The sequence below is a fragment of the Thermoflexus hugenholtzii JAD2 genome (genome assembly GCF_900187885.1).
Lineage (GTDB): Bacteria > Chloroflexota > Anaerolineae > Thermoflexales > Thermoflexaceae > Thermoflexus > Thermoflexus hugenholtzii.
The window spans coordinates 147,713-174,391 of the sequence record NZ_FYEK01000027.1 but is presented as its reverse complement, the minus strand read 5'-3'; the positions used below and the strand labels follow the sequence as shown (position 1 = coordinate 174,391).

At 68.2% G+C, this 26,679-nt stretch carries 24 protein-coding genes; 4 read left to right on the top strand and 20 right to left on the bottom strand.

Translation table 11 applies throughout. From position 1 onward, the window contains the following. Positions 1–4 precede the first annotated feature (4 nt). Positions 5–1,924 carry a heavy metal translocating P-type ATPase gene (locus tag CFB18_RS07030; protein WP_088571091.1) on the top strand — a complete coding sequence of 640 codons (1,920 nt, stop codon included), beginning with the start codon at positions 5–7 and terminating at the stop codon, positions 1,922–1,924. A gap of 26 nt (positions 1,925–1,950) precedes the next feature. On the opposite strand, the gene CFB18_RS07025 is transcribed toward CFB18_RS07030, so the two are convergent. After that, the gene (locus CFB18_RS07025) at positions 1,951–2,745 is read right to left on the bottom strand and encodes a hypothetical protein (RefSeq protein WP_088571090.1); all 795 of its coding nucleotides are present in this window, start codon (positions 2,743–2,745) and stop codon (positions 1,951–1,953) included. Beyond that, positions 2,736–3,329: a sigma-70 family RNA polymerase sigma factor gene (locus CFB18_RS07020; protein ID WP_088571089.1), complete on the bottom strand. Its 594-nt coding sequence runs from the start codon at positions 3,327–3,329 to the stop codon at positions 2,736–2,738. The genes CFB18_RS07025 and CFB18_RS07020 overlap by 10 nt, the downstream gene beginning before the upstream one ends. Before the next feature lie 164 nt (positions 3,330–3,493). Between CFB18_RS07020 and CFB18_RS07015 the strand changes: the two genes are divergently transcribed. From CFB18_RS07015 to CFB18_RS07005, 3 genes are all read left to right on the top strand, one after another. Next, positions 3,494–3,985 carry a ferritin gene (locus CFB18_RS07015; protein WP_200808117.1) on the top strand — a complete coding sequence of 164 codons (492 nt, stop codon included), beginning with the start codon at positions 3,494–3,496 and terminating at the stop codon, positions 3,983–3,985. 653 nt (positions 3,986–4,638) lie between these two features. After that, positions 4,639–5,868: a PQQ-dependent sugar dehydrogenase gene (locus CFB18_RS07010; protein ID WP_088571087.1), complete on the top strand. Its 1,230-nt coding sequence runs from the start codon at positions 4,639–4,641 to the stop codon at positions 5,866–5,868. Between the two features lie 43 nt (positions 5,869–5,911). After that, positions 5,912–6,496 carry a dioxygenase family protein gene (locus CFB18_RS07005; RefSeq protein WP_088571086.1) on the top strand — a complete coding sequence of 195 codons (585 nt, stop codon included), beginning with the start codon at positions 5,912–5,914 and terminating at the stop codon, positions 6,494–6,496. Positions 6,497–6,502: 6 nt separating this feature from the next. Here CFB18_RS07005 and CFB18_RS07000 read toward each other — a convergent pair whose 3' ends face one another. The 18 genes from CFB18_RS07000 to CFB18_RS16265 form a co-directional block, all read right to left on the bottom strand. Then, the gene (locus tag CFB18_RS07000) at positions 6,503–7,252 is read right to left on the bottom strand and encodes a sulfite exporter TauE/SafE family protein (protein ID WP_088571085.1); all 750 of its coding nucleotides are present in this window, start codon (positions 7,250–7,252) and stop codon (positions 6,503–6,505) included. An 88-nt stretch (positions 7,253–7,340) separates the two neighbouring features. Continuing rightward, positions 7,341–7,754, bottom strand: a complete 414-nt coding sequence (locus tag CFB18_RS06995) for a hypothetical protein (RefSeq protein WP_088571084.1) — start codon at positions 7,752–7,754, stop codon at positions 7,341–7,343. 1 nt (position 7,755) lies between these two features. Next, positions 7,756–8,175 carry a hypothetical protein gene (locus tag CFB18_RS06990; protein ID WP_088571083.1) on the bottom strand — a complete coding sequence of 140 codons (420 nt, stop codon included), beginning with the start codon at positions 8,173–8,175 and terminating at the stop codon, positions 7,756–7,758. A gap of 18 nt (positions 8,176–8,193) precedes the next feature. After that, positions 8,194–8,700: a DUF4149 domain-containing protein gene (locus CFB18_RS06985; protein WP_088571082.1), complete on the bottom strand. Its 507-nt coding sequence runs from the start codon at positions 8,698–8,700 to the stop codon at positions 8,194–8,196. A 163-nt stretch (positions 8,701–8,863) separates the two neighbouring features. Beyond that, complete coding sequence (gene mntA / locus CFB18_RS06980; RefSeq protein ID WP_088571081.1) at positions 8,864–9,364, bottom strand: type VII toxin-antitoxin system MntA family adenylyltransferase antitoxin; 501 nt, start codon at positions 9,362–9,364, stop codon at positions 8,864–8,866. A 4-nt stretch (positions 9,365–9,368) separates the two neighbouring features. After that, positions 9,369–10,091 carry a (Fe-S)-binding protein gene (locus CFB18_RS06975; RefSeq protein WP_088571080.1) on the bottom strand — a complete coding sequence of 241 codons (723 nt, stop codon included), beginning with the start codon at positions 10,089–10,091 and terminating at the stop codon, positions 9,369–9,371. Beyond that, positions 10,088–10,780, bottom strand: a complete 693-nt coding sequence (locus CFB18_RS06970) for a LutC/YkgG family protein (RefSeq protein WP_159461620.1) — start codon at positions 10,778–10,780, stop codon at positions 10,088–10,090. The genes CFB18_RS06975 and CFB18_RS06970 overlap by 4 nt, the downstream gene beginning before the upstream one ends. Further along, the gene (locus tag CFB18_RS06965) at positions 10,777–12,183 is read right to left on the bottom strand and encodes a LutB/LldF family L-lactate oxidation iron-sulfur protein (RefSeq protein ID WP_088571078.1); all 1,407 of its coding nucleotides are present in this window, start codon (positions 12,181–12,183) and stop codon (positions 10,777–10,779) included. The genes CFB18_RS06970 and CFB18_RS06965 overlap by 4 nt, the downstream gene beginning before the upstream one ends. Before the next feature lie 146 nt (positions 12,184–12,329). After that, entirely contained in the window at positions 12,330–13,814 is a 1,485-nt protein-coding gene (gene rhaB / locus CFB18_RS06960; protein ID WP_088571077.1) for a rhamnulokinase, read from the bottom strand. Between the two features lie 78 nt (positions 13,815–13,892). After that, a complete protein-coding gene (locus CFB18_RS06955; RefSeq protein ID WP_088571076.1) occupies positions 13,893–15,953 on the bottom strand; it encodes a bifunctional aldolase/short-chain dehydrogenase in 2,061 nt (686 codons plus the stop codon). A 67-nt stretch (positions 15,954–16,020) separates the two neighbouring features. After that, positions 16,021–17,259, bottom strand: a complete 1,239-nt coding sequence (rhaI, locus tag CFB18_RS06950; RefSeq protein WP_088571075.1) for an L-rhamnose isomerase — start codon at positions 17,257–17,259, stop codon at positions 16,021–16,023. An 82-nt stretch (positions 17,260–17,341) separates the two neighbouring features. Continuing rightward, complete coding sequence (locus CFB18_RS06945) at positions 17,342–18,406, bottom strand: autoinducer 2 ABC transporter substrate-binding protein (protein ID WP_088571074.1); 1,065 nt, start codon at positions 18,404–18,406, stop codon at positions 17,342–17,344. Between the two features lie 78 nt (positions 18,407–18,484). After that, entirely contained in the window at positions 18,485–19,534 is a 1,050-nt protein-coding gene (locus CFB18_RS06940; RefSeq protein ID WP_088571073.1) for an ABC transporter permease, read from the bottom strand. Beyond that, on the bottom strand, positions 19,531–20,511 hold the full coding sequence (locus CFB18_RS06935; protein WP_088571072.1) for an ABC transporter permease: 981 nt from the start codon (positions 20,509–20,511) through the stop codon (positions 19,531–19,533). The genes CFB18_RS06940 and CFB18_RS06935 overlap by 4 nt, the downstream gene beginning before the upstream one ends. Before the next feature lie 12 nt (positions 20,512–20,523). After that, entirely contained in the window at positions 20,524–22,050 is a 1,527-nt protein-coding gene (locus tag CFB18_RS06930; protein WP_200808116.1) for a sugar ABC transporter ATP-binding protein, read from the bottom strand. Between the two features lie 11 nt (positions 22,051–22,061). After that, the gene (locus CFB18_RS06925; RefSeq protein WP_088571070.1) at positions 22,062–22,457 is read right to left on the bottom strand and encodes a sensory rhodopsin transducer; all 396 of its coding nucleotides are present in this window, start codon (positions 22,455–22,457) and stop codon (positions 22,062–22,064) included. A gap of 31 nt (positions 22,458–22,488) precedes the next feature. Next, entirely contained in the window at positions 22,489–23,253 is a 765-nt protein-coding gene (locus CFB18_RS06920) for a DeoR/GlpR family DNA-binding transcription regulator (protein WP_088571069.1), read from the bottom strand. Positions 23,254–23,520: 267 nt separating this feature from the next. Continuing rightward, the gene (locus CFB18_RS16265) at positions 23,521–26,274 is read right to left on the bottom strand and encodes a sensor histidine kinase (RefSeq protein ID WP_088571068.1); all 2,754 of its coding nucleotides are present in this window, start codon (positions 26,272–26,274) and stop codon (positions 23,521–23,523) included. Positions 26,275–26,679 lie beyond the last annotated feature (405 nt).

The window sequence follows — 26,679 nt, the reverse complement described above, 5'->3', positions numbered from 1 at the left end:
GGAGATGTCGCAAGGCTGCGAGCGGTGCGGCGTGGACGTCCTGGAGGAGGCGGAAAAGGCACGGGAGGGCCGCTCGGGAGCCGGCTCGGGGATCGCGGAGGTGGGCGCCCGGGCCTCCGCGGCCTTCGCAGGCCTTCTGATGCTGGTCCTCCTCATTGTCGTCGGAGAGCGACTGGGATGGTTCCATCTTCTGGAATCCCGGATCCCGTGGCCCTTGTGGGCCGGCGGGACGCTCCTGGCCGGCCTCCCGGCGTTCCGGGATGTGGCGCGGGCAGCCCGCCGGGGACGGGTCACTCCCCATACCCTGATGACGGCAGGTGTGCTCGCCACCGCCCTCGTGGGGGAATGGTCGAGCGCCCTCGTGCTGGCGCTCTTCATGCGGATCGGAGAGGAGGTCGAGCGCCTCACGGTCGAGCAGGCTCGCCGCGCCATGCGATCCCTCCTCGCCCTTCGGCCCCAGCGGGCGCGGGTGCTCCGCTCCGGGGAGGAACGCGAGGTCCCGGTGGAGGCGGTGCAGCCGGGCGAGGTGGTGGTCGTGCGGCCCGGCGAGCGGATCCCGGTGGACGGTGAGGTGATCGAGGGACACGCCACGGTGGACCCAAGCGCCCTCACCGGGGAGGCAATGCCCGTGGAGGTGGGGCCCGGGAGCCGGGTCTGGGCCGCCTCGATCTGTCAGCTCGGGAGCCTGCGCGTCCGGGCGACGTCGGTGGGGGCGGATACCACCTTCGGTCGGATCCTGCGCCTCGTGGAGGAGGCGGAGCGGAGCCGGCCCGAAGTCCAGCGGCTTGCCGATCGAGTGGCGACGTGGTATCTGCCGGCCGTGGCGACGGTCGGGCTCCTGGTGCTGGTGTTGCGGCGCGATCCGCTGGCGATGGCCGCGGTGTTCGCGGTGGCCTGCACGTGCGCCTTCGCCCTCGCCACCCCGGTGGCGATGCTCGCGGCCATCGGCGCCGCCGCCCGCCGGGGCCTCCTCATCAAGGGCGGGCGGTTCCTCGAAGCCCTCGCCCGGGCGGAGGTGCTGCTGGTCGATAAGACCGGAACGGTCACCCTCGGCCGCCCGCAGGTGGCCGACGTGATCCCCCTCGACGGGTGGCGGGAGGAGGAAGTGCTGGCCTTCGCTGCCGCGGCCGAGCGGGACTCCGAGCACCCGCTCGCCGAGGCCGTGCGCGCCCTCGCCCGAGAGCGGGGCGTCCGGGTTCCGGCGGTCGAAACCTTCGAGGCCCTGCCGGGGATCGGCGTGCGGGCGCAGATCGGTGGCCACACGGTGACGGTGGGCCGGATCGCGCCGGACGGAGCGGATCGCCTCCAGGCCCTCGCCGCCCGCCTGGCGGCCGAGGGGAAGACCGTGGTCGCCGTCCGGCTCGACGGCCAGCCGATCGGGCTTCTCACCGTGCAGGATACCCTCCGTCCAGAGGCGCGCGACGCCCTCCAGGAACTCCAGCGGCTGGGGCTCCGGCGGGTCGAACTCCTGACCGGGGATCGCCCGGAGGCGGCGGCGGCCGTGGCGAGGTCCCTCGGTATCCCCTTCCGGGCCGGGCTCCTCCCGGAGGACAAGATCGCGGCCGTCCGGGCCTACCAGACCGAGGGGCGGGTCGTGGTGATGGTAGGGGACGGCGTCAACGACGCCCCGGCCCTGGCCCAGGCCGACGTGGGGATCGCCATGGGGAGTGGGACGGATGTGGCCCTGGAGGCCGGACACATCGTCCTGCTGCGGGACGACTGGCGGCTCCTGCCCGAGGCGGTCCGGATCGCCCGGTCCACGATGAATGTCATCCAGTGGAACTTCGCCCTCGCCACGGTCTATAACGCCATCGGAGCGCTGCTGGCCGCCCTGGGGTTTCTCCCGCCGATCCTCGCGGCGGCGGCCCAGGTGGTGCCGGACGTGGGCATCCTCCTGAACAGCGCCCGCCTGCTGCGGCGCTGAGCCCATCGGGGCCGCTGCGGTGACCCTCATCGTTTCGGCCCCGGAACCGGGGGCTCTGGCCGGCGTCCGGGGGGGCCTGGGGGGATGGGGGCCTTCCGGATCGCCTCCCGAGCCCGCTCCGCCCGCTCCAGGGCCCGCTCCAGGGCCGGCCGCGCGGCCAGCGGGACCCGATCCCGCAGGGCCAGAAGGACCATCCGATGCCTCTCAATGGCCTGCAGCGCGCGCTGCCGCAGGAGCGGATGATCCGGATGCTGCTCGGCCAGGAGGATCAACCGGATCAGCAAACGGGTGGAGCGCTGCAACGCTGCCGGATGCACCGGGCGGCCCTGGCGCTGCAGAGTCTCGATCTCCTCGGAACGGCGCTCCAGCTGGCGGATCAGGGCCGGCGTGGGATCCCCCTGCCACTCCGCCCAGGTCAGCTCCGCGGATTCCTTCAGCAACTTGAGCGGATAAAGGGGGTCGCCCGGCAAGCTGGCCTCGGCGACTCGGACCCCTAAGGCGCCTCCTCCGAAGAGCAGCGCCAGCAACAGCCCGGCGGTGAGGAGGGCGGAAACCCACCGGCGGACCGTGAGCCCGCTTCGGGTCGCGGGGCGCATCCGCCGAGCGGCCCCCACCGCGCGCATGCGACCGCGCCGGATCGCTTCCTCGCGCGGGGGCGGGACTTCAGTCTCGCGAAGTTGAAGGGCGGTCTCCAGCAAGGGGCGGAGCGCCGCCGCGTAGGCCGGATAGCGGGCCACCACGCGCTCTACGTCCGCGCCGGCTGCCACCTCTTCCAGGCAGCGGGCCAGCGCTTCTTCAAACGACGGTTGCTTCAGCGACATCCCATCTCCTCCATTCGCCGTCGCAGGGCGGCCAGGGCGCGATGCTGCAAGGCCTTGATCGCGCCGGGCTGTTTGCCCATTAGCTGGGCGGTCTCCTCCACCGAGCGCCCCTCGAAGAAGCGGTGGAAGAGCACCTCCTGCTGCTCCGGGGTCAGCTGCCGGAGGGCCCGCCACAGGCAATCCTGCTGGGCCCGCGCTTCAATCCGCTCCATCACCCCCTCGTCCCCCCGCTCTCGCTCCGGATCCGGGAGGTCCAGTGGGGCCCCGCGCTGGGAGCGGTAATAGTCCGTCAGCAGGTTGCGGGCGATGGTGTAAAGCCAGGCGAGGAAGGGGCGCCCGCGGGCCTGGTAGCGGGGCAGATGCTCGATCATGCGCACGAACACCTCCGCAGCCAGATCCTCAGCGGCCTCCTGGTCCTCCACCCGGACCCGCAGGTAGCGGTAGATGGGCAGGTAATAGCGATCGTAGAGCCACCCGATCGCCTCCGGGTCGCCCGCCTGTGCCCGCTGGATGACCTCCGCCTCCACATCCCCGGAGGCGATGCGGGCCTCCATCGCATGGGCTCGCGCCGAAGATTCCCCCATCGCAATGTTCCCAAATGATTTAACGGAAACGTCGCCTTATCGTGATGGCCGACCCGGCCGCTGTCCCTCCCTCCGTTCAGGATGGCAAGCTCCGGAGTTGTGGTTTAGACTGGACCTGAATCCGGCCCCGTCCATTTCAGATGCGAAGGAGGCTTCCCATGGCGATGAGCAAAGCTCTCCGGGATGCAATGAACGACCAGATCAAGCATGAACTTTACTCCGCCTATCTGTATCTTTCCATGGCCGCTTACTTCGAGGCCCTCAACCTGCCTGGGTTCGCCCATTGGATGCGGGTGCAGGCCCGTGAGGAAGTGGGCCACGCCATGAAGTTCTTCGATCACCTCTGCGATCGGGGGGAGCGGGTGGTCCTGCAGGCCATCGAGCAGCCCCCCGCCGACTTCCCCTCGCCGCAGGAGGTCTTCGCCCAGGCCCTCCAGCACGAGCGCCGGGTCACCGGCCTCATCCGGAACCTCTACCAGATCGCCGTCCAGGAGAACGATCCCTCCAGCCTGCCCCTGCTCCACTGGTTCCTGGAAGAGCAGGTCGAGGAGGAGAAGTCCGTGGAGCAGATCCTGGAGGCGCTCCGGCGCATCGGGGAGAATGGGGCCGGGCTGGTGATGATGGACCGTGAGCTGGCCCGTCGGGAGGCGGAGTAAACTCCATCCCGCTCACCCAGCGCCTTCAGGTGACGATCGAAGAACGCTCTCATCCGCCGGACGCAAGGGTTGCAGCGAAAGCCGCTCCTGCAATATTGATCTTTTTATAGGAGGGTCTTTAGCCCCGAACTTCGCGTCTTGGATGACGCAAAGGGTCGTGGCGGAAGCGGAAGTAAGAGCAAGATCGCGGCTAAAGCTGCTGCTACAGAATTGATCTTTTTGTAGAAGGGGCTTCAGCCCCGAGCATCGCATCTTCGATAACGCAGAGTCGCGGCTGAAGCCGCTCCTACAGCCCGAACCTCCGTCTTCAATGACGCAAGGGTCGCGGCTAAAGCCGCTCCTACCCATACAGATGCTGAAATGGATTTCGGCTTACATAGGAGGGACTTCAGCCCTGAACCTCCGTCTTCGATGGCACAAAGGGTCGCGGTTGAAGCCGTTCCTACAAGGCGAATTCTCGTAGGAGGGGCTTCAGCCCCGAACCGCTGCTCTCAATAAGGCTACTGGCCACCTCTGACGAGAGAGACTTCAGCCCGAAACCTTAACTTACGATGACACAAAAGGGTCGCTCCTACAACATAGATGCTGAAAAGATCCGGCCATGGGTCCGAGAATGGCTTTCCGCTTGCGCCATTCGATGTCGGAGGCTTCCCATGCGAAAAGCGTTGCCGCTGATAGGAGTTGCGCTGCTCTGGATGGGCGCGTGCGGTCGGGGGCCCGCCTCGCCCGCGCCGAGGGCTTCCCCGATCGAGATTTCCACCTCTGCGCCCCGCCCATCACCGACGGCGACCCCGCTCCGACCTTCTCCTGTCCCCTCCACGCCCAGCGCCTCCCCCTCTCCGTCGGCGGCCTTCCAGCCCCGGGTGGAGGTGGTGGCGACCGGCCTGGAGGTGCCGTGGGCCCTCGCCTTCGCGCCGGACGGTCGGATCTTCGTCACCGAGCGCCCCGGCCGGATCCGGGTGATCGAGAACGGCCGGCTGCGCCCGGAGCCGGTGGCCGTCCTCCCGGTGGCCGCCACCGGCGAGGGCGGGCTCATGGGCCTGGCCCTGGATCCGGATTTCCCCCGCAACGGCTATCTCTACGTGATGTATACCTATCGGGCCGGGGGCGCCCTGCGCAACCGGATCTCCCGGCTCACCATGCGAGGGGAGGTTGCCGGGGAGGAGCGTGTCCTCCTGGACGGCATCCCGGGAGCCGGGATCCACGACGGCGGCCGTCTGGCCTTCGGCCCGGACGGCAAGCTCTATGCCACCACGGGGGACGCAGCCCAGCGCGATCAAGCCCAGCGACTGGACAGCCTGGCGGGGAAGATCCTCCGCCTGAACCCGGACGGCTCGGTGCCGGCGGATAACCCCTTCCCGGGCTCGTATGTCTATTCGCTGGGCCACCGCAACCCCCAGGGCCTGGCCTGGCACCCGGAGACCCAACAGCTCTACAGCACGGAGCACGGCCCCAGCGGCGAGATGGGCCTGTGCTGCCGCGATGAGCTCAACCTCATCCGGCCCGGCGCGAACTACGGCTGGCCCATCGTGACCGGCATCGCCGGCGACCCCCGCTTCACGGATCCCATCCTGTATAGCGGGGAAAGCACCACGTGGGCGCCCGCCGGGATGGATTTCGTGACCGGGGACCGGCTGGCTCCGTGGAACGGGCACCTGTTCTTCGGCGCCCTTCGAGGACAGCATCTCCACCACGTGATCCTGGGGCCGGATGGGATCACGGTGATCTTCCACGAGGCGCTGTTCCAGGGCGTCTTCGGGCGCATCCGCGAGGTGAAGATGGGGCCGGACGGTTATCTCTACTTCACGACCAGCAACCGCGACGGCCGAGGGCGCCCGGGCCCGGAGGATGATCGGATCCTGCGCCTCGTGCCCGGGCCGTGAGGGCTCCGACGAGGGCGGACGCTGATGGTGAAGGGAGGCATGCATGCATCGCGCCGGATGGTTGCTGGCGATGCTCGGGTTTCTCAGCCTTTGCGCGCCGATCCCGGGGAAGAAGGACTCTCCGACGCGCCCGGCCTTCACACCGGCGACGATCCGCCCAGAGGCGCCGCCTCCGGCGCTCTCCACAACCCCGCCACCCTCACCCACCGAACCACCTTCCACCCCGGAGCCGGAGGCCTGCGCTCCTACCCCACCGGACGCCCTGGGGCCGTTCTATCGGCCGGGGGCACCGGTCCGCTCCAAAGTCGGCGAGGGGTTCCGGCTCGTGGGCGTGGTGCGCTCCAGCCGGGGCTGCCGGCCGCTGCCGGGCGCGCGCATCGAGTTCTGGCTGGCGGGGCCGGACGGGCGCTACGCTGACGCGTATCGGGCCACGGTCTTCGCCGACGAGCGGGGCGCTTATGCCTTCGAAAGCCACTTCCCGCCATCCTACGGCGGCCGCCCGCCCCACATCCACATCCGGGTTACCGCGGAAGGGCATCGGGTGCTGGTGACCCAGTATTACCCGCAGCCCGGCCAGACGCGGGGGCAGTTTGACCTCGTGCTCGTTCCGGAGGAGAGCTCTCCCTGAGCGAGCTCAACGGAAGAACGAGCGGAAGGCCACGAGGAAGCCGATGGCGACCACCGTGCGGCGCACCCAGCTTCGATCCACGCGCTGCGCGATGGTGGAGGAGGCATATCCGCCCGCCATCGCCCCCACGGCCATCCACAGCGCATCCCCCCAGAGCACCGCATGGGATTGGATGAAATACAGGGCGGCGATGCCGTTGATGGTGAAGGCCAGCACGTTTTTGAGGGCGTTCATCTGATGGATGTCCTCCAGGCCCATCAGCTCCAGCGCGGCCAGCATCAGGATGCCGATGCCTGCCCCGAAATAGCCGCCGTAAAAGCCCACCAGGAGCTGGAAGAACGCCAGGGCCGCCCACCGCCACGGAGAGATCGGTCCAGCGGGGCGGGGGATCCAACGCTGCAACCGGGGGCCGACCATCAGGAGGACGGTGGCGAACAGCAACAGATACGGGATGATGTCACGGAAGAGGCGCTCCGGGGTGTGGAGCAGGACATACGAGCCCAGGAAGCCGCCCATTAGGGAGGGCCAGAACAGGATCAGGAGCCAGCGGCGGAGCTTCGGGAGCTCCCGCCGGAAGCCGAAGGCCCCGGCGATGGAGCCGGGCAGCAAGGCCACGGTGTTGGTGGCGTTGGCCAGGATCGGCGGGCGGCCCAGCCACACCAGCGCGGGGAAGGACACCAGCGTCCCCCCGCCGGCGACGGCGTTCATCGCCCCGGCGATAAAGGCCGCGATCCAGACGATGGGCACATCCCACATCGAGCGCCTCCCGGGTTACAACGGAATCCGCGCCGCGCTCAAGGCTCCTATTGTATCGGATCCCGGCTCGCCACGGCATCCGGTTGGATCATAGAATGGCGGGGCGCACCCGGGGCCACAGATGGACGACGAAGGCGAGGACCCCCAGGGTCTCCATGGCTGACCCGAGGGCGAGCCCGGGCCCCCAGCCCATCGCCCCCGCCGGGCCGGCGCACAGGACCCCAGCGTTCAGCAGCACCAGGGAAGCCCAGGCCCATCCCGCCCGCCCCCGCGGATCCCCCGGCCGCTCCAGGGCGAACCGCGGGAAGATCCAGTAAGCCACCCCAAAGGCCAGCTGGATCGTCCAGCCGATCAGCAGGCTGTGGATGTGCCAGGGGAGCAGCCGCATCGCCCACGGCGCGATCGGGAAGGCTTTGTGCGCGAGCATCAGGCCCCCGAAAAAGAAGCCGAGGGCCAGATGGAGCAGCGCCAGGCGGACCATATACCGGCTCAAGGGCGGCATCTCACCTCCCCTTCACCCGGGGCCAGAGCAGGCCCACGACGATCCATCCGGCCGCCACCAGGGCCAGGGCGCTCAAGAACAGCCCCCCGCGGGCGATCGGCTGCGGATCCACCGCGACCCATGGTTCACAAATCGCCCGCAGGATCAACCCGCCGTTCAGCAGGAAGAAGACCGCCCAGGCCAGGGCCTCGTTCCCCCGGGGACGCTCCTTAGAAAGCGGCGGGAACATCCACCAGGCCACCCCGATGATGAACTGGGCGACCCCGCCCAGCATCAGGAGATGGAAATACACCGGGGTGGCCGCGGCCAGGATCGGCGGCAGGGAGAGCACCCGTCCCCCTCCCAACAACGCCCCCAGAAGCAGAGCGGCGATCAGATGCGCCAGCGCCGCGCGGATGAACCATCGGGTGAGCCGCGGCATCCTCGCCTCCTCCCCGCCTCACGGCCAACCCCGCACCATGAAGACGGCGAAGGTCAACGCCCCCAGGCTGGCCAGCAGCGTCAGGCGGGCCAGCCAGGAGGCGAGGCGCCGCCAGCGCGCCCCCTCCGCCCCCTCGGGGTCGACCGCGAGGGCCCGGGTCGCCCGGGGGCCGGCCCAGAAATCGTGCAACGCGTTCAAGCCGATGACCAGAGCCACCGTGAGCAGCTTCCCCGCCAGCGCCCGCCCGAAGGAGCCTCCCCAGAAGGCGGGATCCATCAGGAGCGCCGGCGTCACCCCCCGGGCGAGCAGGTTGATCAGGCCGGTGAGGACCAGAACTCCCATCGCGATCCAGCCCAGGCTTCGAAACCGCAGGCCGATGGCCTCCAGAAGCGCGGAGGAGAGCGCGCGGAACGCCGGCCGACGGACCACCGGGACCACCGTTAGAGCCAGGAAGAGCAGTCCCCCGATCCAGAAGATCGCGGCCAGCAGATGCAAGCCCACGGTGATGAAATACAGCGTCCGCATGCGGGATGCCTCCGGCCGGAGATCCAACGAGAGGATGCCCGGATCTCCCCCCCGAGACGTTGCGTTGGGTCAAAGTCCCCCATCGCCCCGGGTCCCCTTCGCCGTGCGTTCGACCGCGCGTTTCAGGCGAGCATCCTGGACGTATACCTGGAACGAGCGGATTTTATCCCTTTCGCTTTTTAGATAGGCGACCTCGCTTCGCAGCCAGCGAAGCCTTTCCCGAATCATGTCGTCGGAGCTCCCCAAGGCGACCCTCCTCCAGCTCCTGTTCCAGGATCCGATCGAAGAAGTCCCACATCGGCCGGAGATCCGCGTAGATCTTTCCCACACGCACCTCGAACTCGATCCGGGTCTCCGGATCCCGCTCGTAGATCCGCTGGCCTTCCCGCAGCACCTGATGGCAGAGCAGCGGAGGAGCCCGGTTCAGGATCACCACATCCACCGGGCGGCCCACGATCCGGCTGAGGGCCTTCGACAGGGCCTCCCGGCGCTCCCATTCTTCCTGGGGGGACGAGGGCGCGGGCGCCAGCAAGACCGCCACGTCCAGATCCGAGCGCGGCGTGGCCTTCCCGCGGGCCACGGATCCGAACAGATACGCCGCCGCCACGTCCGGCTGGTCAGCGAAGAAAGCGATCAGGCGTTCCCGCAGGGCGTGCAGGTCCATCGGGTCATTCCCCCCCCGCCAGCCACTCGGCGAGGTGCAGAGCGCGGACCGGCAGGCCCTGGCGGTGCAGCCCGCCGCCGATGTGCATCAGGCAGCTCCAGTCGCACCCCAGGACCACCTCCGCGCCGGTGGAGCGGATGGCCTGGATCTTGCGGGCGAGCATCGCGCCGGAGACCTCCTCGAAGTGCAGGGAGAAGAGCCCCCCGAAGCCGCAGCAGGCGGTCGCCTCCGGGAGCAGGCGATATTCCGCCCCCGTGGCCCGGATCAGCCGCTCCGGTGCCTCCCGCACCCCCAGCATCCGCAGGAGATGGCACGAAGGATGATAAGTCACCGTTCCCGCGCGCCGGATCCCCAGGTCCTCGATCCCCAACCCGTCCACCAGATACTGGCTGAGCTCATAGGTGCGGGCCGCCAGGGCCTCCCAGCGCCTGTAAAGGGGATGTCCCTCCAGGAGCGCCCGGTAGCCGTGGCGGATCATCGCCACGCACGAGCCGGAGGGGGCCACCACCGGGAGCTCGGGGTCGAAGGTCCGCACCCAGTGTTCGGCCATGGCCCGGGCCTCCCCCCAGCGCCCCACGTTGAAGGCGGGCTGTCCGCAACAGGTCTGGGCCTCCGGGAAGCGCACCGCGACGCCGATCCTTTCCAGCAACTGCACGGTCGCGATCCCGATCTCCGGCCGCAGCCAGTCCACCAGGCATGTGACGAAGAGCTGGACCGTCGGGCTCATACGGCCTCCTCGATCAGAAAGGCGATCACCTCCCGCGGCCCATGCACCCCCAGCGTCAGCGTCTTCTCAATGTCCGAGGTCCGGCTGGGCCCCGTGATGGCGATCAGCGCGCTGCTTTCCTCCACCCATTCCATCAGCGCCCCGGAGGCCCGGGCCTCCGCCAGCCAGGCGGCCAGACACGGAAAGACCTGGGCCCGCCGGACCAAGGCGATGTGCAGCGGCGGCAACAGCGAGGCGCAGCGCATCCTCCCCGCGCCCCCGGCCACCCACAGCGTCCCGGTGTCCGCGAAGGCAGCCACCACCTCGGTAATGCCGGCCTCGGCCGTCGCCCAGCGCCCCAGCCCCAGGTAGCGCGGCCCCTCCTCCCGGGGAAGGCCGCCGCTCATCACCGTCAGCCCGGCGTCCTCCAGAGCCTCCCGCAGGCCGGGATACGCGCGGTGGGTGCGCGCATCCATCAGCACGTGCCGGACCTTCCGCTCCTGCAGCCGGGCGACGATCTCCCGGAAGGCCGCGGCCTCGGTGGGGCAGTGGACGAAGGCCACGCCCACCGCTGTCCATGCCGCCTGAAGCCGCTCGAGGGCGGCCGCGCTCCCCCGCGGCGCGTCCAGGGGCCACCGCGGGACCGGCCCGGAGGGCATCGGCCGCCGGGTGACCTGCCGACGAACGCGTTCCAGCACCGGATGGGTCATGGGACACCTCCTCCCCGGGAGGCCCACCACTCCCGGAAAGCCGGACGTTGCGGGACGGGGAGATCCCGGACCGCCGTCCAGGCCCGCAGGGGCCCGGGGCCCCATCGCAGCCATCCCCCTCGCCCCAGGCGACGCAGGAGCGCCATCGCCCAGCGGCCGAGCCGCGTCCAGGCCGCGGGGTGGCGGGCGATTCGAGCGTAAGCCCAGAGGGCGGCCCGCTCCCAGGCCGGCAGGAGGCGGCCGGCCTCCATCTGCCGCCAACGGATCAGGAGATCGGGGATGGCGATGCGCACTGGGCAGATCTCCTGACAGGCCCCGCACAGGCTGCTGGCGTAAGCGAGCTCCGCGCCGGCTCCGTCCCCCAGCATGGGCGTGACAATGGATCCAATGGGCCCGGGATACACGCTGCCGTACGCGTGGCCCCCGATGGCCTGGTAGACCGGGCAGGCGTTCAGGCAGGCCCCGCAACGGATGCAGTACAGCGCTTCCTCCAACGGGGTGCCCAGCCAGCGGGAGCGGCCGTTGTCCACCAGCACCACGTGCAGCTCCTCGGGTCCATCGGGCTCCTTGGGTCGACGGGGGCCGGTGAGGAACGACGTGTAGGCGGTGAGGGCCTGTCCGGTGGCGCTGCGGGCCAGCACCCGCAACAGGATCTCGGCGTCCTCCCACGTGGGCACCACCCGCTCGATGCCCATCAGGGCCACGTGGATGGGCGGCAGGGTGGTCACCATCCGGCCGTTGCCCTCGTTGGTCACCAGCACCAGGGTCCCCGTCTCAGCGATCCCGAAGTTGACCCCGCTGATCCCCATGCGGGCGTCCAGGAAAATCTGGCGCAGGGCCTGGCGGGCCGCGGCGGTCATGGCGGGGATCTCGTCGGTAGGGGGCATCCCCAGATGCTTCTGGAAGAGCTGCGAGACGTCCTCCCGCCGCTTGTGGATGGCCGGGGTGATGATGTGGGAGGGGCGTTCCCCGGCCAGCTGGATGATGAACTCCCCCAAGTCTGTTTCCACCACCCGGATCCCGGCGGCCTCCAGGGCGGCGTTGAGGCCGATCTCCTCGCTGACCATGGACTTGCTCTTGGCGACCAAGGAGATGCCCCGGGCCCGAGCTAGACCCAAGACGTAATCGCACGCCTCCTGCGCCGTGGCGGCCCAGAAGACCTTCCCGCCGTGTCGCTCCACCGCCCGGGCGAACTGCTCCAGGTAGCGGTCCAGGTGGGCGATGGTGTGGGCGCGGATGGCGCGGGCGCGGTCGCGGACCGCCTCGGCGTCCGGGAGGTCCGCGAACGCCTGCTCACGGCTGATCTGGAAGGATCGGGTGGCCCGCTGCAGCGCCTCCTGGAGGACGGTATCGGAGAGCCCCTGGCGGATGCGCGCGCGAAAGGCCGGGCTGGGGACGCTCATCGTCTCTCCTCCTCTGGGCGGATCAGGCTGGTGGATCACCGCCGCTTCCCCAGTTTACCTCAGGCGACATGCCTCCATCGGGCGCACCGGGAAGCGGCGATCGCCGTTCGATCCGGCAGGGGCGACCTGCTGGGTCGTCTCTATCCTCATTTCCTTCCAGCGGGAAGGATCTGGGTGACAAAGCGCTGGTAAGCCTCCTCCCAGGTGGAGGAAGCGCGGGGCTCATAGAGAAGCGGAGCGAAGGAGCGCCGGATCACCGCGCGAGCCTCCTCGAGGTTGGAGAGATGGCCCAGGGCCATCGCCTGCACGATGAGGTTGCCCAGCGCCGTGGCTTCGGCAGGCCCGGCCAGCACCGGGCGTCCGGCGGCATCCGCCGTCCACTGACAGAGGAGGGCATTGCGGGATCCGCCGCCGACTACGTGGATCAGCGGGATGGGACGTGCGAGCAGGGCCTCTAGGCGCTCGATCACCCATCGATACTTCAGGGCGAGGCTCTCCAGGATACAGCGGACGATCTCCGCGGGTTCCTCTGGGATGGGCTGGCCGGTCTCCTGGCAGAACGCCTGAATCCGTGCGGGCATCTCTCCTGGAGGCAGGAATCGCGGATCATCCGGATCGATGAGCGATCGGAGCGGAGGGGCCGCTTCCGCCAGACGAACCAGAGCCTCATAATCCCATTGCTGTCCCTGGGCGGTCCATGTGCGCCGGCACTCCTGAAGCAGCCACAGCCCCATCACGTTCTTCAGCAGCCGGAAGGTCCCTCCCACGCCCCCTTCGTTGGTGAAGTTGTCCGCCAGGGCCTCCTCCCGGATCACCGGGGCCCTGACCTCCACGCCGACCAAGGACCACGTCCCCGAGCTGATATAAGCCGCATCGGGATGCTGGAAGGGGACAGCGGCCACCGCGGAGCCAGTGTCGTGGCTGGCCGGCGCGACCACCTGAGTCTCGGGAAGACCCAGCTCCTGCGCCAGCTCCGGCTGGAGCGGCCCCAGGATGGTCCCCGGGGGCACGATCTCGGGGAAAAGGTGGGTGGGGATCCCCAGACGTCCCAGCAAATCCCGCGCCCAATCCCCAGCCAAGGGATCGTAACATTGCGTGGTCGTGGCGTTGGTGAACTCGCAGGCCTTCACCCCGCTCAGCCAGTAATGGAAAAGGTCAGGGATCGTCAGGAAGGTGTGGGCGATCTCCAGCCAGGGATCCTCCCGCGCCACCATGGCGAACAACTGATAGAGGGTGTTGATCGGCATGAACTGGATCCCGGTGCGGCGGTAGATCTCCTCGCGGGGGATGCGCTGGAAAACCCGCTCCATCATCCCCTCGGTGCGGCGATCCCGATAATGCACCGGGTTCCCGATCAGCCGGCCCTGGCGGTCCAGCAGGGCGAAATCCACCCCCCAGGTGTCGACCCCCACCGAAGCGATGCGCCCTCCGGAAACCCGGGCGGCCCGGAGCAAACCTTCCCGGACTCCTTCGAAGAGGCGAAGGATGTCCCAATAGAGGGTGCCCTGAACCCGAACCGGGACGTTCGGGAAACGATGGATCTCCTCGACGGACAGGCGTTCCCCATCGAACGTCCCCAGGAACACCCGTCCGCTCTCCGCCCCCAGGTCGATGGCCGCCAGACGAAGCATGCGCCAACCCTCCGTGCCCTGTGCCGTCGGTCTGAGCAACCTGAGCGCCGGCCATCTCTGGTTTGGAAGATGTCCCCCTCAGCGAACGTAGGCAGCGGGAACCCCTCCATCCACCGTCAGGATCCCGCCGGTGGTCTTCGCCGAGCGATCGGAGGCGAAGAAGAGGATGGCCTCGGCCACGTCCTCCGGATACACGTTGACCTTGAGGGTCGTGCGCTGGCGGTAATATTCCTCCAGCTGCTCCGGGGCGATCCCATACGTGCGCGCCCGCTCCTCCCGCCAGCGCGTGTCCCATATGCTGGAACCCCGGATCACGGCATCGGGACAGACCACGTTCACACGAACCCCGATCTCGCCTCCCTCCTCGGCCAGACAGCGGGCCAGATGCACCTCTGCGGCCTTGGCGGAGCTATAGGCGGCGGTGTTCTTCCCGGCGACCAAAGCGTTTTTCGAAGCGACGATGACCATGCTCCCCCCGATCCCCTGCGCCTTCCAGATCCGGAACGCCTCGCGGGCCACAAGGAAATAGCCGCGCACCAGCACGTGATACAGGCGATCCCAATCCGCCGTCGAGGTCTCCGTAACCGGGGCTGAGTGGGCGATGCCCGCGTTGTTGATCACAATATCCACCCCTCCATATGCCAGAACCGTGCGGCGGAAGGCTTCGGCGACCTGAGCCTCATCGGTGACATCACAGGGCACGGCCATCCCCCGTCCCTCCCCATAGCGGGAGACGAGGTCGGCGGCCACCGCTTCCGCGCCCTCCCGGTTGATGTCCAGGATCACCACGTGGGCCCCTTCCTGGGCCAGGCGATACGCCGTCGCACGGCCAATGCCGGAAGCCCCTCCGGTGATCACCGCCACCCGGCCCGCCAGCTCTCGCTCAGGAGGACGGAGGGTCAGCTTGTACAGCTCCAGCGGCCAGTATTCCACCGCGAAGGCTTCCGCCGGCGTGAGGGAGACAAAACGATCCAGGGCGGTGGCTCCACGCATCACCGCGATGGCCCGGTGATAGAGATCCCGGGCCACACCGGCCATAAACGCGTCCTTCCCGGTGGCGATCAGCCCGAGGCCTGGGATGAGAATGATGCGCGGGGAGGGATCCATCATCGTGTCCTGGGGGCCCCGGTGCGCTTCAAAGTAACGGACATACTCTTCCCGATAGCGCTCAACTTCCCGGACCAGGGAGGCCTTTAGCCCCTCCACGTCAGAGCCATCCCACTCCACAAACAACGGCCAATGCTTGGTGTGCACCAGATGATCCGGGCATGCGGAACCCACTCGAGCGACCTCCCGGGCTCCCTCGCTGCCCACGAAATCCAGAACCTCCGGGCTGTCGTCGTAGCGCAGGATATGTCGGCGCTCCCGGCTTACCGCGCCCCGCAGGATCGGCAGCAGCTTCGCTGCGATCTCCCGGCGCCGATCCTCCGGCAACGCGGGGACGCGCACCCCGCCGAAGATCCGACGGCCCATCGCCTGCTCGGCGATGTAATCCTCCGCCTCCTGGATGATCCGGATGGTGTTCTCGTAGCAGGAACGGGCATCCTCCCCCCAGGTCACCAGGCCGTGCTTGGCCATCACCACGCACTCCGCCTGCGGGTTGGCCCGCACCGCCTCGGCGATCCATTTGCTCAGGGTGAACCCCGGCCGCACATAGGGAACCCAGACCGCGCGGTCGCCGAAGAGACGCCGCACATGCTCCGGTCCGTTCTCCGACGTGGCCAGACTCACGATAGCGTCCGGGTGGGTGTGATCCACGTGGGGGGCGGGGATAAAGGCGTGCAGCAGCGTCTCAATGGAGGGGCGAGGCATCCCTGGCTTCAGATAACAGTGGGAAAGATACTCCACCATCTCCTCATCGGAGAGGCTCTCCCGCTCCATGAGGGGCAACACGTCGTCCAACCGCAGCGCCGCGAAGCCCTTCAGCGTGATCGTTGCCAGATCCGACCCGGAGCCCTTCACCCACAGCGTGCGAACGGGGCGGCCCCGGAAGTCCAGCTCTATCGTCTTGGCCGATGTGTTGCCCCCGAAGATGTTGCACACGCTTCGATCGGCCCCCAGCAGGCGGGAGCGGTAGACCAGAAGCTCCAGCTCGCTCAAGCCCGCCGCTTCCTCTTCCTTCCAGAGGTTGCGCGGCATCCTCCATCCCTCCTGAGGCAAATCCGGATGAAACCGAGAGCTCAGGGAGCGGCCCTGAATTCCAAGGTTAAGATGCGCCGGGGTAGCCGCTGGCCGCAACGGCGATCCCCCGTTCCCGGGCCACCTTCTCTGCGTATCCGCTCCGTCGGAAAGCGGCCACCGGATCTGGATCCAGTCCCATCTCCAGACGGACCTGGGCCAGCAGCGGACGCACGTCGGTCTCGTAGGCTTCCAGGAGAACCCGGTGGGCCTCCAGGACGTCGCCCGCCTCCTGCGCCTCCCGCAGCCGCTGTCGATCCACCAGAAGCGCCTTCGCGTAGGCCGTCTGGATGTTCACCACCGACTGGATCATCGCTTCGATCTTCGGCTCGATGTTGTGGGACTGATCGATCATGTAAGCCACCGCCCGGGCCGTCTCCGCCGTCCGCGGGTCCTGCTCCGCTGCGACCAGCTCATTGAAGATCAGGAAGAGTTCGAAGGGGTTGATGGACCCGACGATCAGGTCGTCGTCGGCGTATTTCCGATTGTTGAAATGAAAGCCCCCCAACCGGCCCTCATCTAACAAGAAGGCCACGATGTGCTCGATGTTGGTCCCCTGGGGATGGTGACCGGTGTCCACCAGGACCTGGGCCTGGGGCCCGAGGTGGGTTGCGATGACATAGGCCATCCCCCAGTCCGCCAGATCGGTGTGATAGAAGGCCGGCTCGAAGAACTTATATTCGATCAGCATTCGCATCCCCGGCGGCATCCGGCGGTAGACCTCCGAGAGAGCCTCCAGCATGCGATGTTTGCGCGCCCGGAAGTCGTCCTGACCGGGGTAGTTGGTGCCGTCGGCGAACCAGAGGCTCAGGATGGAGGAGCCGACCTTTTCGGCGATCTCGATGCACTCCAGCATGTGCTCCACCGCCCGACGCCGCACCCGGGGATCCGGATGGCAGACGCTGCCCAGCCGGTAATCGTCGTCCTGGAACAGGTTGGGGTTCACCGCCCCGATCTGAAGCCCCAGGCTGGCGGCGTATTGCCGCAGGCCTTCCCAATCTTCCACTTTATCCCACGGGATGTGGATGGCCACCGTGGGACACACGCCGGTGAATCGATGCACCACCGCCGCGTCCGCCAGCTTCTCGTAGATGTTCCGGGCTGCCCCCGGCCATGGAAACACCTTAAAACGAGTGCCGGAGTTGCCATAACCCCAGGAGGGCGTCTCGATCCGCTGCCGCTTCAGGGCAGCCTTCACCGCCTCTACATCCACGCCCCGGCGGGCCAAGGTTTCCGCCAGGGCCTCATAGCCAGGCACCCCCGCCATGGCTTCCCCCCTCGTCTGAGCGAACGGAAAGCCCTGTCGAGCCGGGGGAGGGCCGAAGAGGCCCTCCCCCATACCCGCGCATTTAGAAGTTGAATTGATCGATGTTGTTCTTGTCGAACCGGAAGGGCGGGCCGAGCAGGATCACGTTGTCCGGGCCAACCTCACGCTCGCCCAGCCGGCCGGCCTTCACCGTCTTATCCGTGGGCTTGATCTCGCCGGTCAGCAGCCCGTGGGTCACATACATCGCCAGATAACCCAGGTCCACCACGTTCCACAGGTAGAAGGCCTCCAGGGTGCCCCGCTTGACGTAGGCCCGCATCCCGTTGGGGGTGGCCAGACAGGTCATCTTGATCTGGCCCACCTTGCCGGCCGCCTCCAGGGCGTCAGCCACGCCGGGGCAGCCCACCGAGGTCGGGACGATCAGGAACTGCACCTCGGGGTGGGCGGCGATGAGGTCCGTGGCCTGCTGACGGCTCTTGGCCTGATCGTCCTCCCCGTAGCGGATGTCCACCAGCTGCATCTTGGGGTAGGCCTGGGACATATACTTTTGCATCTCCTCCACCCAGCGGCTCTGGTTGGGGGCCGTGGGGAAGGTGGAGATGATGGCGATCTTGGCCTCCGGCCCCACCTGATTGGCTGCTTCATCGATCAGGGCCTTGCCGATGCCCTCAAAGGTGGCCTGGTTGATGAAGAAGATGCGGGCCTCGGGCAGCACATCGGCGTCGTACGTGACCACCGTGATGCCGGCCTCGCGGGCCCGCTTGAGCACCGGCACCAGGGCCTGGGGGTCGTTGGCGGAGACGATGAGGGCATCGGGCTTCTTGGTGATGATGTCCTCCAGCACCTTGATCTGCTCCTCGGCGCTGGCGTTGATGGAGCCCTCATAGTGGAGCTCCACGTCGCCGAACTCCTTCGCCGCCTCCTCCATGCCCTGATGGGCCGACTTGAAGTAGTCGATGCCCACCGCCTTCGGCACATGGTAGATGACGAACTTCTTCGCAGGAGCCGCTGTAGGAGAAGGAGCGGCGGTGGGGGAAGGCGCCGCAGCGGGCGGCTGGGCCGCCGGCGTCGGCGCCGGCGCGCACTGGGCCAGGATCAGGGCCATGACCAGACCGACGATCAGCAAGGGCAACGGACGACGCTTCATGGCAACCTCCCTCCTCCTGAGATTTGGGGTTCTGAACTACCGTCGCAACAAAGAATTGGGCTTCCGGATGCTGCGGTCTCACCTCCTTTCATGGGGAGACGGGTTCGCCGCGGGCGCCGGCTCCGCCTCATGCGCGGGCACCGGCGTTGCCGGGCGCACCCATCCCCGGATGCGCACGCGCAGATTCTCGTTCACCAGCACCGTCAGGATCAGCAACGCGCCGATGATCATGGCCTGAATCGGGGAGGGCACCCCGATCAGGTTGAGGCCGTTTCGCAAGGCGGTGACCATCACCACGCCCAGGAAGCTGCCCCAGATGCTCCCTTCCCCGCCGGAGATCGCCGTCCCCCCCACGACCACCGCCGTGATGACCTCGAACTCCAGGCCCAGGCCGGCCGTCGCCCGCGCCGTCCCCAGGCGTCCGGCCATAAAGAGGGCACTCACCCCGCTGGCCAGCCCGGAAAGGGTGTAAACCAGCAGGCGGATCCGGTCCACCCTTATCCCGGCGAAGCGCGCGGCCGTCTCGTTATGCCCGATGGCGTATAGCGACCTCCCCCAGGCGGTCCGGTCCAGCACCAGTCCAGCGATGAGCACCGCTGGCAGGAACACCCACAGCCCCACCGGGATCCCCAGGATTTGCCCCTCCCCCAGAAAGCGCATGATCGGATCCTCATACAGATAGACCCGCCCCCCACCCCCGAGGCCCTCGGCGATCCCCCGGTAGATCGCCAGGGTCGAAAGGGTCACCACCAAATCCGGAACCCGCAACCGGGTGATGGCCAACCCGTTCAGGAGGCCGCAAAGGGTCGCCACCGTCAGGGCCAGGGCGATCGCGGCGACCATGGGGATCCGATACACGCTCCACGAGAACCCCAGGACGATTGTGGTGAGGGCGACGATGGAGCCCACGGAGATGTCAATCCCGCGGATCAGGATGATCATCGTCATCGGGATGGCCACCAGGCCCACCTCCACCAGATAGCGGGAGGTGATCTGCAAGTTGGTGGCCGTCAGGAACTTGGGCGTCAGCAGGGCGATGGCGATCAGCAATCCCGCCACGATCCCCAACAGGATCCCTTCCCGGGTCCATCCCCGGGCGATCGCTCCCGGCCGCCGGATCTCCCTCATGCCGTCCCCCCTCGCCACGCCCGCGCCCACGCCCGCGACCGGGCGATGTCCAGACCTACCGCGAAGAGCAGAAAGGCGCCGTAAACGGCCTGTTCCCAGAGCGCAGGGATACGGAAGTAAATCAGCGCCGAACGAACCAGCGCCAGGAACAGGACCCCCAGGAGAGTCCCTCCCACGCTCCCATAGCCGCCGAAGATGCTGGTCCCTCCGATGACCACTGCGGTGATGAGCAGCAGCTCAAATCCCTGCCCGATGTTGTTCTGGATCACCCCGAAGCGGGAGGCATGGACGGCGCTGGCCAGCCCGATGGCAAATCCGTTGAAAAGAAGGACGGTGAACCAGATGCGGTGGGGGCGGATCCCCACGATGGCCGCGGCGTTCGGGTTGCTCCCCACGGCATAGATCTCCCGTCCCCAGCGCGTGTAACGGGCGGCCAGGGCCACCACCAGGGCGAAGGCTGCAGCGATCCAGATTGAGGTGGAAACCCCCAGCGGCCGGGCCAGGCCCACCCCCTTGAAGGCATCGCTGGTCGCCACCCAGCCCGCCGGGACCAGGTGAACCACCAGGCCGCGCAGGAGAGTCATCATCCCCAACGTCACCAGGATGGCGTGGATCCGCCCGTAGGCGACGATAGCGCCGTTGATCAGTCCGATGAGCGTCCCCACCAGGATCGGAGCCAGGAAAGCCAGGGGAACCGGCCATCCCATCTGGGAGACCTGGGCAGCGACCACCGCACACAAGGCCAGGGCGGAGCCCACCGATAGGTCGATTTGGCCGGCCAGGATGACCAGCGTCATCCCCACCGCCCCGATGAACGTCGCTGCGTAGTTGTCCAGTAGCAGACGCAACGCGCTCAGGTCCAGCACGCGGCCGCCCGCCGCGTCCGGCCGCATCATAAAGGGCGTGGTGGCCGCCAAGATCACGATCAGCAGCGCGTTAACGATCAACAGAAACGGCTCCCGTCCTTTCCACCCCATCGGGCTCCCCCCTCAGCGCGCCTCCGGGGCCTGGACCCCGCCATTGGAGGTCAGGCCCATGGCCAGCGCCATCACCTGCTCCGGCGTGGCCTCCTCCCGCCGCAACTCGCCCATCAGACGGCCGGCCCGCATCACCAGGATGCGATCCGACATCCCCAGGATCTCCGGCAACTCCGAGGAGATCATCAGGATCGCCATCCCCTGCCCCGCCAGCTCATCCATCAACCGGTGGATCTCCGCCTTGGTCCCCACATCGATGCCCCGGGTAGGCTCGTCCAGGATCAGAACGCGAGGCTGGGTGGCCAGCCCACGAGCCACCACCACCTTTTGCTGGTTGCCACCAGAGAGGGTGCCCACGGGCTGCTCCGGATCCGACACGCGGATCCGCAGGCGCTCCCGATAGGCGTCCACCAGCGCGTCCTCCGCGCGGCGATCGATCCAGCCGAAACGGGCCAGCCGGCGCAGGATCGCCAGGGTCAGGTTAGCCCGCACTGAGAGCGGCGCCACGATCCCCTGCCGGTGACGGTCCTCCGGGATGTAGAAAATCCCCGCGGCCATCGCCTCCCAGGGCGCCCGGGGGACCATCCGGCGTCCATCCACTTCGATCCAGCCCTCCTCCAGCGGGAGGATGCCGAAGATGGCCTGGGCAACCTCCGAGCGACCGGCCCCCACCAGACCGGCCATCCCCACGATCTCCCCTGCCCGCAACTCAAAGGAGATCCCCTCGAAGAGGCCAGGGCGCCCCAAACCCTGGACCCGCAACCGGACCTCGCCGGGGGGATGGGGCGTATGGGGGAACATCTGGGTGAGCTCCCGGCCCACCATACGGGCGATCAAGGCCTCCGGCGTGACCGCGGAGATCGGATAGGTCCCCACCCACTGGCCATCCCGCAGCACGGTCACCCGGTCGGCCAGCGCGAAGACCTCCTCCAGACGGTGGGAAATATAAAGAACGCCTACCCCACGCTGGCGCAGGCGCCCGATGATCCCGAAAAGGATCTCCACCTCTTTCTGGGAGAGGGACGAGGTGGGCTCGTCCATGATCAGGACCCGCGCGTCCTGAAGGAGGGAACGGGCGATCTGGAGCAGCTGCTGCTGGGCGGCGCTGAGCTCCCCGGCCGGGCGATCCAGCGGCAACGAGATCCCCAGCTCCCGGAACACGCCCTCTGCTCGCTGGGCCATCGCCCGCCAATCCACCAGGCCCAGCGGCCCCCTGCGCGGATGAAAACCCACGAACAGGTTCTCCAGCACCGAGAGGGTGGGGAAGAGATAGGGCTCCTGATGGATCACCGCGATGCCCAGGGTCGTCGCATGGCGGGGCCCCTGAAGCCGCACCGGCCGCCCCCCGATCAGGATCTCCCCGGCGTCCGGCTCATGAACCCCTGCGGCGATCTTGATCAGCGTCGATTTCCCCGCCCCGTTCTCCCCCACCAGGGCGTGCACCTCCCCCGCGTGGAGGTCCAGGGAAACCCCGGCCAGCGCCTGAACCCCCGGGAAAGCCTTATAGATGTTCCGAAGCGCGAGGAGAGGCGTATCCATCTCCCACTCCTTCATTCCGCCGGATAGCCCATCGTGGTCATCAGGGCGAGGTTCGGCTGTGTCACATCCATGCGCGAGAGCTGCACCACGATGGGCACATCGCTCTCCACCTTCAACGCGTAGGGAACACCCCGGGGGATCACGTGGCCGCCCAGCTGCTCCGGCCGATCCAGCCGGACATGCCAGGTGCGCTCGGGCGGCACCTTCAGGGAGATCCCGCGAAGGGGATCGCGATCCTCAAAGTAAACCGTAAGGGTGACATGGGCTTCTTGCGGGGAGGGGTTCAGCAGACAGAGGGACTCATGACTGACCAGCTCAGATGGCCCGGAGGACAGCGGGGGGAGATAGCCATCCGGGATATACCAGACCCTCCGCCCATGGTTCGGACGAGAGCGCCGCCACGCCATCGCTGCCCCTCCCACGCAAGGGTCATTGGACTCAGACCTGCCAGACCTCCACCCCCCTCCGCCGAACAGCTTCGACCAGCTCGGGCGGGGCCTGCACGTCCGTGATCACCAGCCGGATCCGCTCCAGAGGACAGAACGTTGCGAAAGCCACCCGGCCCCACTTGGTGTGGTCCAAAATGGCGATCACTTCCTTGGCCGTCTCCACAATCGCCTGCTTGAGGCGGACCTCCTCCGGGTTCACATCGGTCAGCCCTTCCTCCAGGGTCAAGCCTTTGGCGCCGACGAAGGCCTTGTGGATGTGCATCCGCCGCAGGAGGTCCTCGCCCCATGTTCCAACCAGGGAGAAAGCTTCCCAGCGCAACATGCCCCCGGGCATCAGCACGGTGATCCCCGGCCGCCCGGCGAACTCCATCGCCACCCGGATGCCGTTGGTGAGCACGGTGAGCTCCCGACGATCCCGAAGGAACCGCGCCAGATACATGGCCGTCGTGCTGGCATCCAGGGCGATGCTGTCTCCATCCTGAACCAGGGACGCCGCCGCCTGCCCAATGCGGATCTTCTCCTCCCGGTTCAGGCGTTCCCGCACTTCAAACGCCAGCTCGACCGGGTTGCGATCCGCCGGCAGGGCCCCCCCATGCGTGCGAATCAACAACCCCTGCGCCTCCAGCCACGCCAGGTCCTTCCGAATCGTCACCTCCGAGAGGGCAAACCGGCGGCTGAGATCCGCCACCGAGACCCGCCCCTCGGCCTCCAAAATCCGCAGGATCGCCTGCCGCCGCTCATACGGATACCGCATGGGGGTTTCGAATGGTTTCGAATTCTTTGGCTTCAATTGTATTCAAAATCAATCGCTTGTCAAGAGGGGCGGAGGGAGCTGGGCCTTCCGGCCTTGCCAGGCGTGGGATGGATCCAGACGCTGAATGAGTTCTGGATCTATGGGTCCGATACGGCCCCCGCCCTGAAAGAGCAGGAGAGCCCGAGGGAGAGCGCGGAACTTTCCGGTCTTCAATAAGCGCCCTGGGCCTCGCGCTGGTCAGGCAACGGCTCACAGCGGCCCGACCCCTCAGCCCCGGGGATCGGGATCCGGCGGGGACGTCTGGGGCTCCGGATCCCGGTGCAAGGGGAGTCGCAGGAGGACTTCGGTGCCGCGAGGGGATCGGGGTCGGATGTGGAAGGCACCGCCGTGGGCCTCGAGGATCGCCCGGACAGCCGCCAGGCCGATCCCCATCCCGCTGAAGCGGCGCGTGGTGCCTCCCTCCACCTGATAGAACGGCTCCCCCACCCGCGGCAGATGCTCCGGCGGGATACCGATCCCTTCATCCCACACCCGCAGGAGGATCTCCCCCTCTCCCACTGCGAGGGCGATCCCAATCCGCCCCCCTGCGGGTGAGAATTTCACTGCGTTATCCAGAACCTCCCCGATGGCACAGGCCAGCTCTTCGGGATCCCCCACCATCCACACGGGTTCCTTCGGGACCTCCACCTGAAGCGAGTGGCGAGCCGGATCCAGCCGGGCCTGAAGGCGCCGCGCCGCCTCCCGGACCAGATCCGCCAGGTCCAGGGGCTGCCGACGCCCTTCCCCCGCCGCCCGTGCCATCTGCATGGTCAGCAGCAGCTCCACATACCGGTGCAGCTCCTGCAGGCGCCCGCGGCTGACCTCCACGGCCTCCCGCTGGGCCGCGTTCAAGGGACCCAGCACCCCTTCGGCCAGCAGCTCCAGATACCCCATGGCCACCGTAAGTGGCGTGCGCAGCTCGTGGGAGACGTTCTGGATCATCTCCTCCCGCAACCGCAGTGCCTCCCCCAGCGCCCGGTTGAGGGCCGCCCGCTCCGCCGCCTCCTGACGCGCCCGCTCCAGCAGCTGGGCCCGATGGATCCCTGTGGCCAGCAGGTCCGCCAGGCTCTGCAGCAGATCCCGGATCTCCGGATCCAGCGCACGGGGCCGGCGCCAGAGCACATGGAGCACCCCCAGGATCTCCCCCTGATGGCGCAAGGGCAGCGCGGCATGGGTGCGGAACCCCTCTCGTTCGATGATGGCCCGGGTCTCCGGCGGATACGGATACGCCGTGCAGTCCTCCACCCACAGGGCCTCTCCGGTCGCCCCGACACGACCGGTGATCGTCCTGGCTGCCTCCCCCAGTTCCACCCGAGGTATCGGGGAGAAACCCTGGGTGACCATCAGCCGGAGCCCGGAGCCCGCCGCATCCCTTCCATATACGCTCACCGCATCGGCCTCCAGATGAGCCCGGATCTCCCCCAGGGCCTGTTCCAGCAGCTCGAACACCTCCTCCCCGTGGGCCAGCGCCCGGGCGGTTTGATACAGTATGTGGAGCCGCTCCGTCTGGGCCCGCAGCCGCTCCAGCAGCTGCAGCCGTTCCATCACGGCGCCGAGCTCCCGCCCCACCGCCTCCATCAGCGCGATCTCCTCCGGCCCCCACACCCGGGGCTCCGGGACGGCCAGGCTTAAGCCGCCGAGAGGCGCCTCCGCCCGCCCGATCGGCACGGTCACCGAGGCCCGGATCCCTACCCCCGCGATCACTGGCTGCAGCGGCTGCATCGGATGATCCATTGGGAGTGCATGCCAGTCGTTCACGGCGATCGGCCCCTGAAACACCAGGCCCGCCGTGCGAACCGCCTCAGTGATCTGTCGCCTCGTTTCCATCGAAAGCCCATGCACCACCGCGTGCCCGGGCAGCCAGATCGCCCCCATCGGGGCCTTCAGGGCCGCGCGAAGCTGCGTGAGGGCCCGCTCCATCAGCGCGTTCAGATCCGGCGCGGCCGTCGCCTCCCGAAGCACCGTGTGCAGGACCTCCAAATGGGCCGCCCGACGCTGCGCCTCCGCGAGCAACCGCGCGCGCTCCACCGCGCCCGCCACCTGGGCCGCGACGACCTGGGCCAAATGCTGCTCCGCCTCCGTGAAGACGCGAGGGCGCCCCACGCTGTCCACCCCGATGGTCCCGATGACCCGCTCCCCCACCACCAGGGGGATGATCAACAGCGAGCGGATCCCCAAGGCCTCCAGAGCCGGCCCAACGGGCCCCAGGATCGCATCCCGGACATCCGGGATGGCCAGGGGCCGGCGCTCCCGCAGGATCCATTCCATCGAGGGATTCCCCGCGATGGGGATCCTCACGCCCAGCCCCGAGGGCGTCCCGGCCGGGTTGTGTTCGGCCACCACCACCAGGTGATCCCCTCCCTCCGCCATCAGGGCGATCGCCCCCCGATCGCCCCGGAGCAGCTCCACCAGCTCCCGGACGATGTGATGCAGCAGGGGCTCCAGGGCCATCTCCTCGTTGACCATGAGGGCCAGACGGTTCAGTCGGGCCATCAGCGGCCCGGCCGATCCAGAGGCGCCCACAGACAGGAGCCCGGCCAGCCAGCGGGCCAGCAGGAGCAACCGTTGCTGCGCCTCTGCCGTCCGCAAGGCGGGGGACCCCTCGGCGGTGAGCACGCCTATGGGCTCCCCGTCCTCCCGGGCGCGCAGGGGGAGATTCAGGCGGACGGCCGGCATAGCCGGCGCGTCGAACGTTTCAATCGAGGGCCGACCGGAATGATAAGACCAAACGGCCCCGCAGGAGGGCTCGCCGGAGAGCGGCCGCTCTAGGATCCCGGCGGCGGCCGCCAGCGCCCCCGTCCCGATCACCAACCGGAGACAGGTCCCCTCCGAATCCGGGAGCCACAGCCCCAGGGCGACCGCATGCCCCGGGGATCCCAGCGCTGCCGCGGCCTCCCGGAGCACCTCCTCGGGATCCGCTGATCGCAGGAGGCAATCCACCCACTCCAGCAGGGGATCCCGGATCGTCGGAGGGATCTCCATCGGCTGAACCCCCCCGCTCGCCGGAGAAGGCTCCTGTATCACCACTCCCCCTCCCTTAAGGTTTCCGGGATCGCCCCTTCGGTGCCCCTCCTCCACCCGGATCCCCGACGTCGGGGGGCTGCACACCGCTCCCTCTGAGATACCGCCAGGGGATTAAGGAAGATGCCCGCTGCATTCCCGAAGGGGCTCGGAAAGCGCGGGGAAGCCCACCGGGCTCGCCCGGGCAAGCGGGGACCGCCACACCTGACGAGGACGTCGGAGGGCACGAAGGGAAGGCAATTTACCCCCCCGGGGGGGATAGATCTACATCCGATCCCGCGAACGAGGCCTTCGCTCCGGACGATCCGAAGCGGGGAATCCGAGAAGCCTGCCCATCGATCTTCAACGGAGCGGATCCGGCTACGC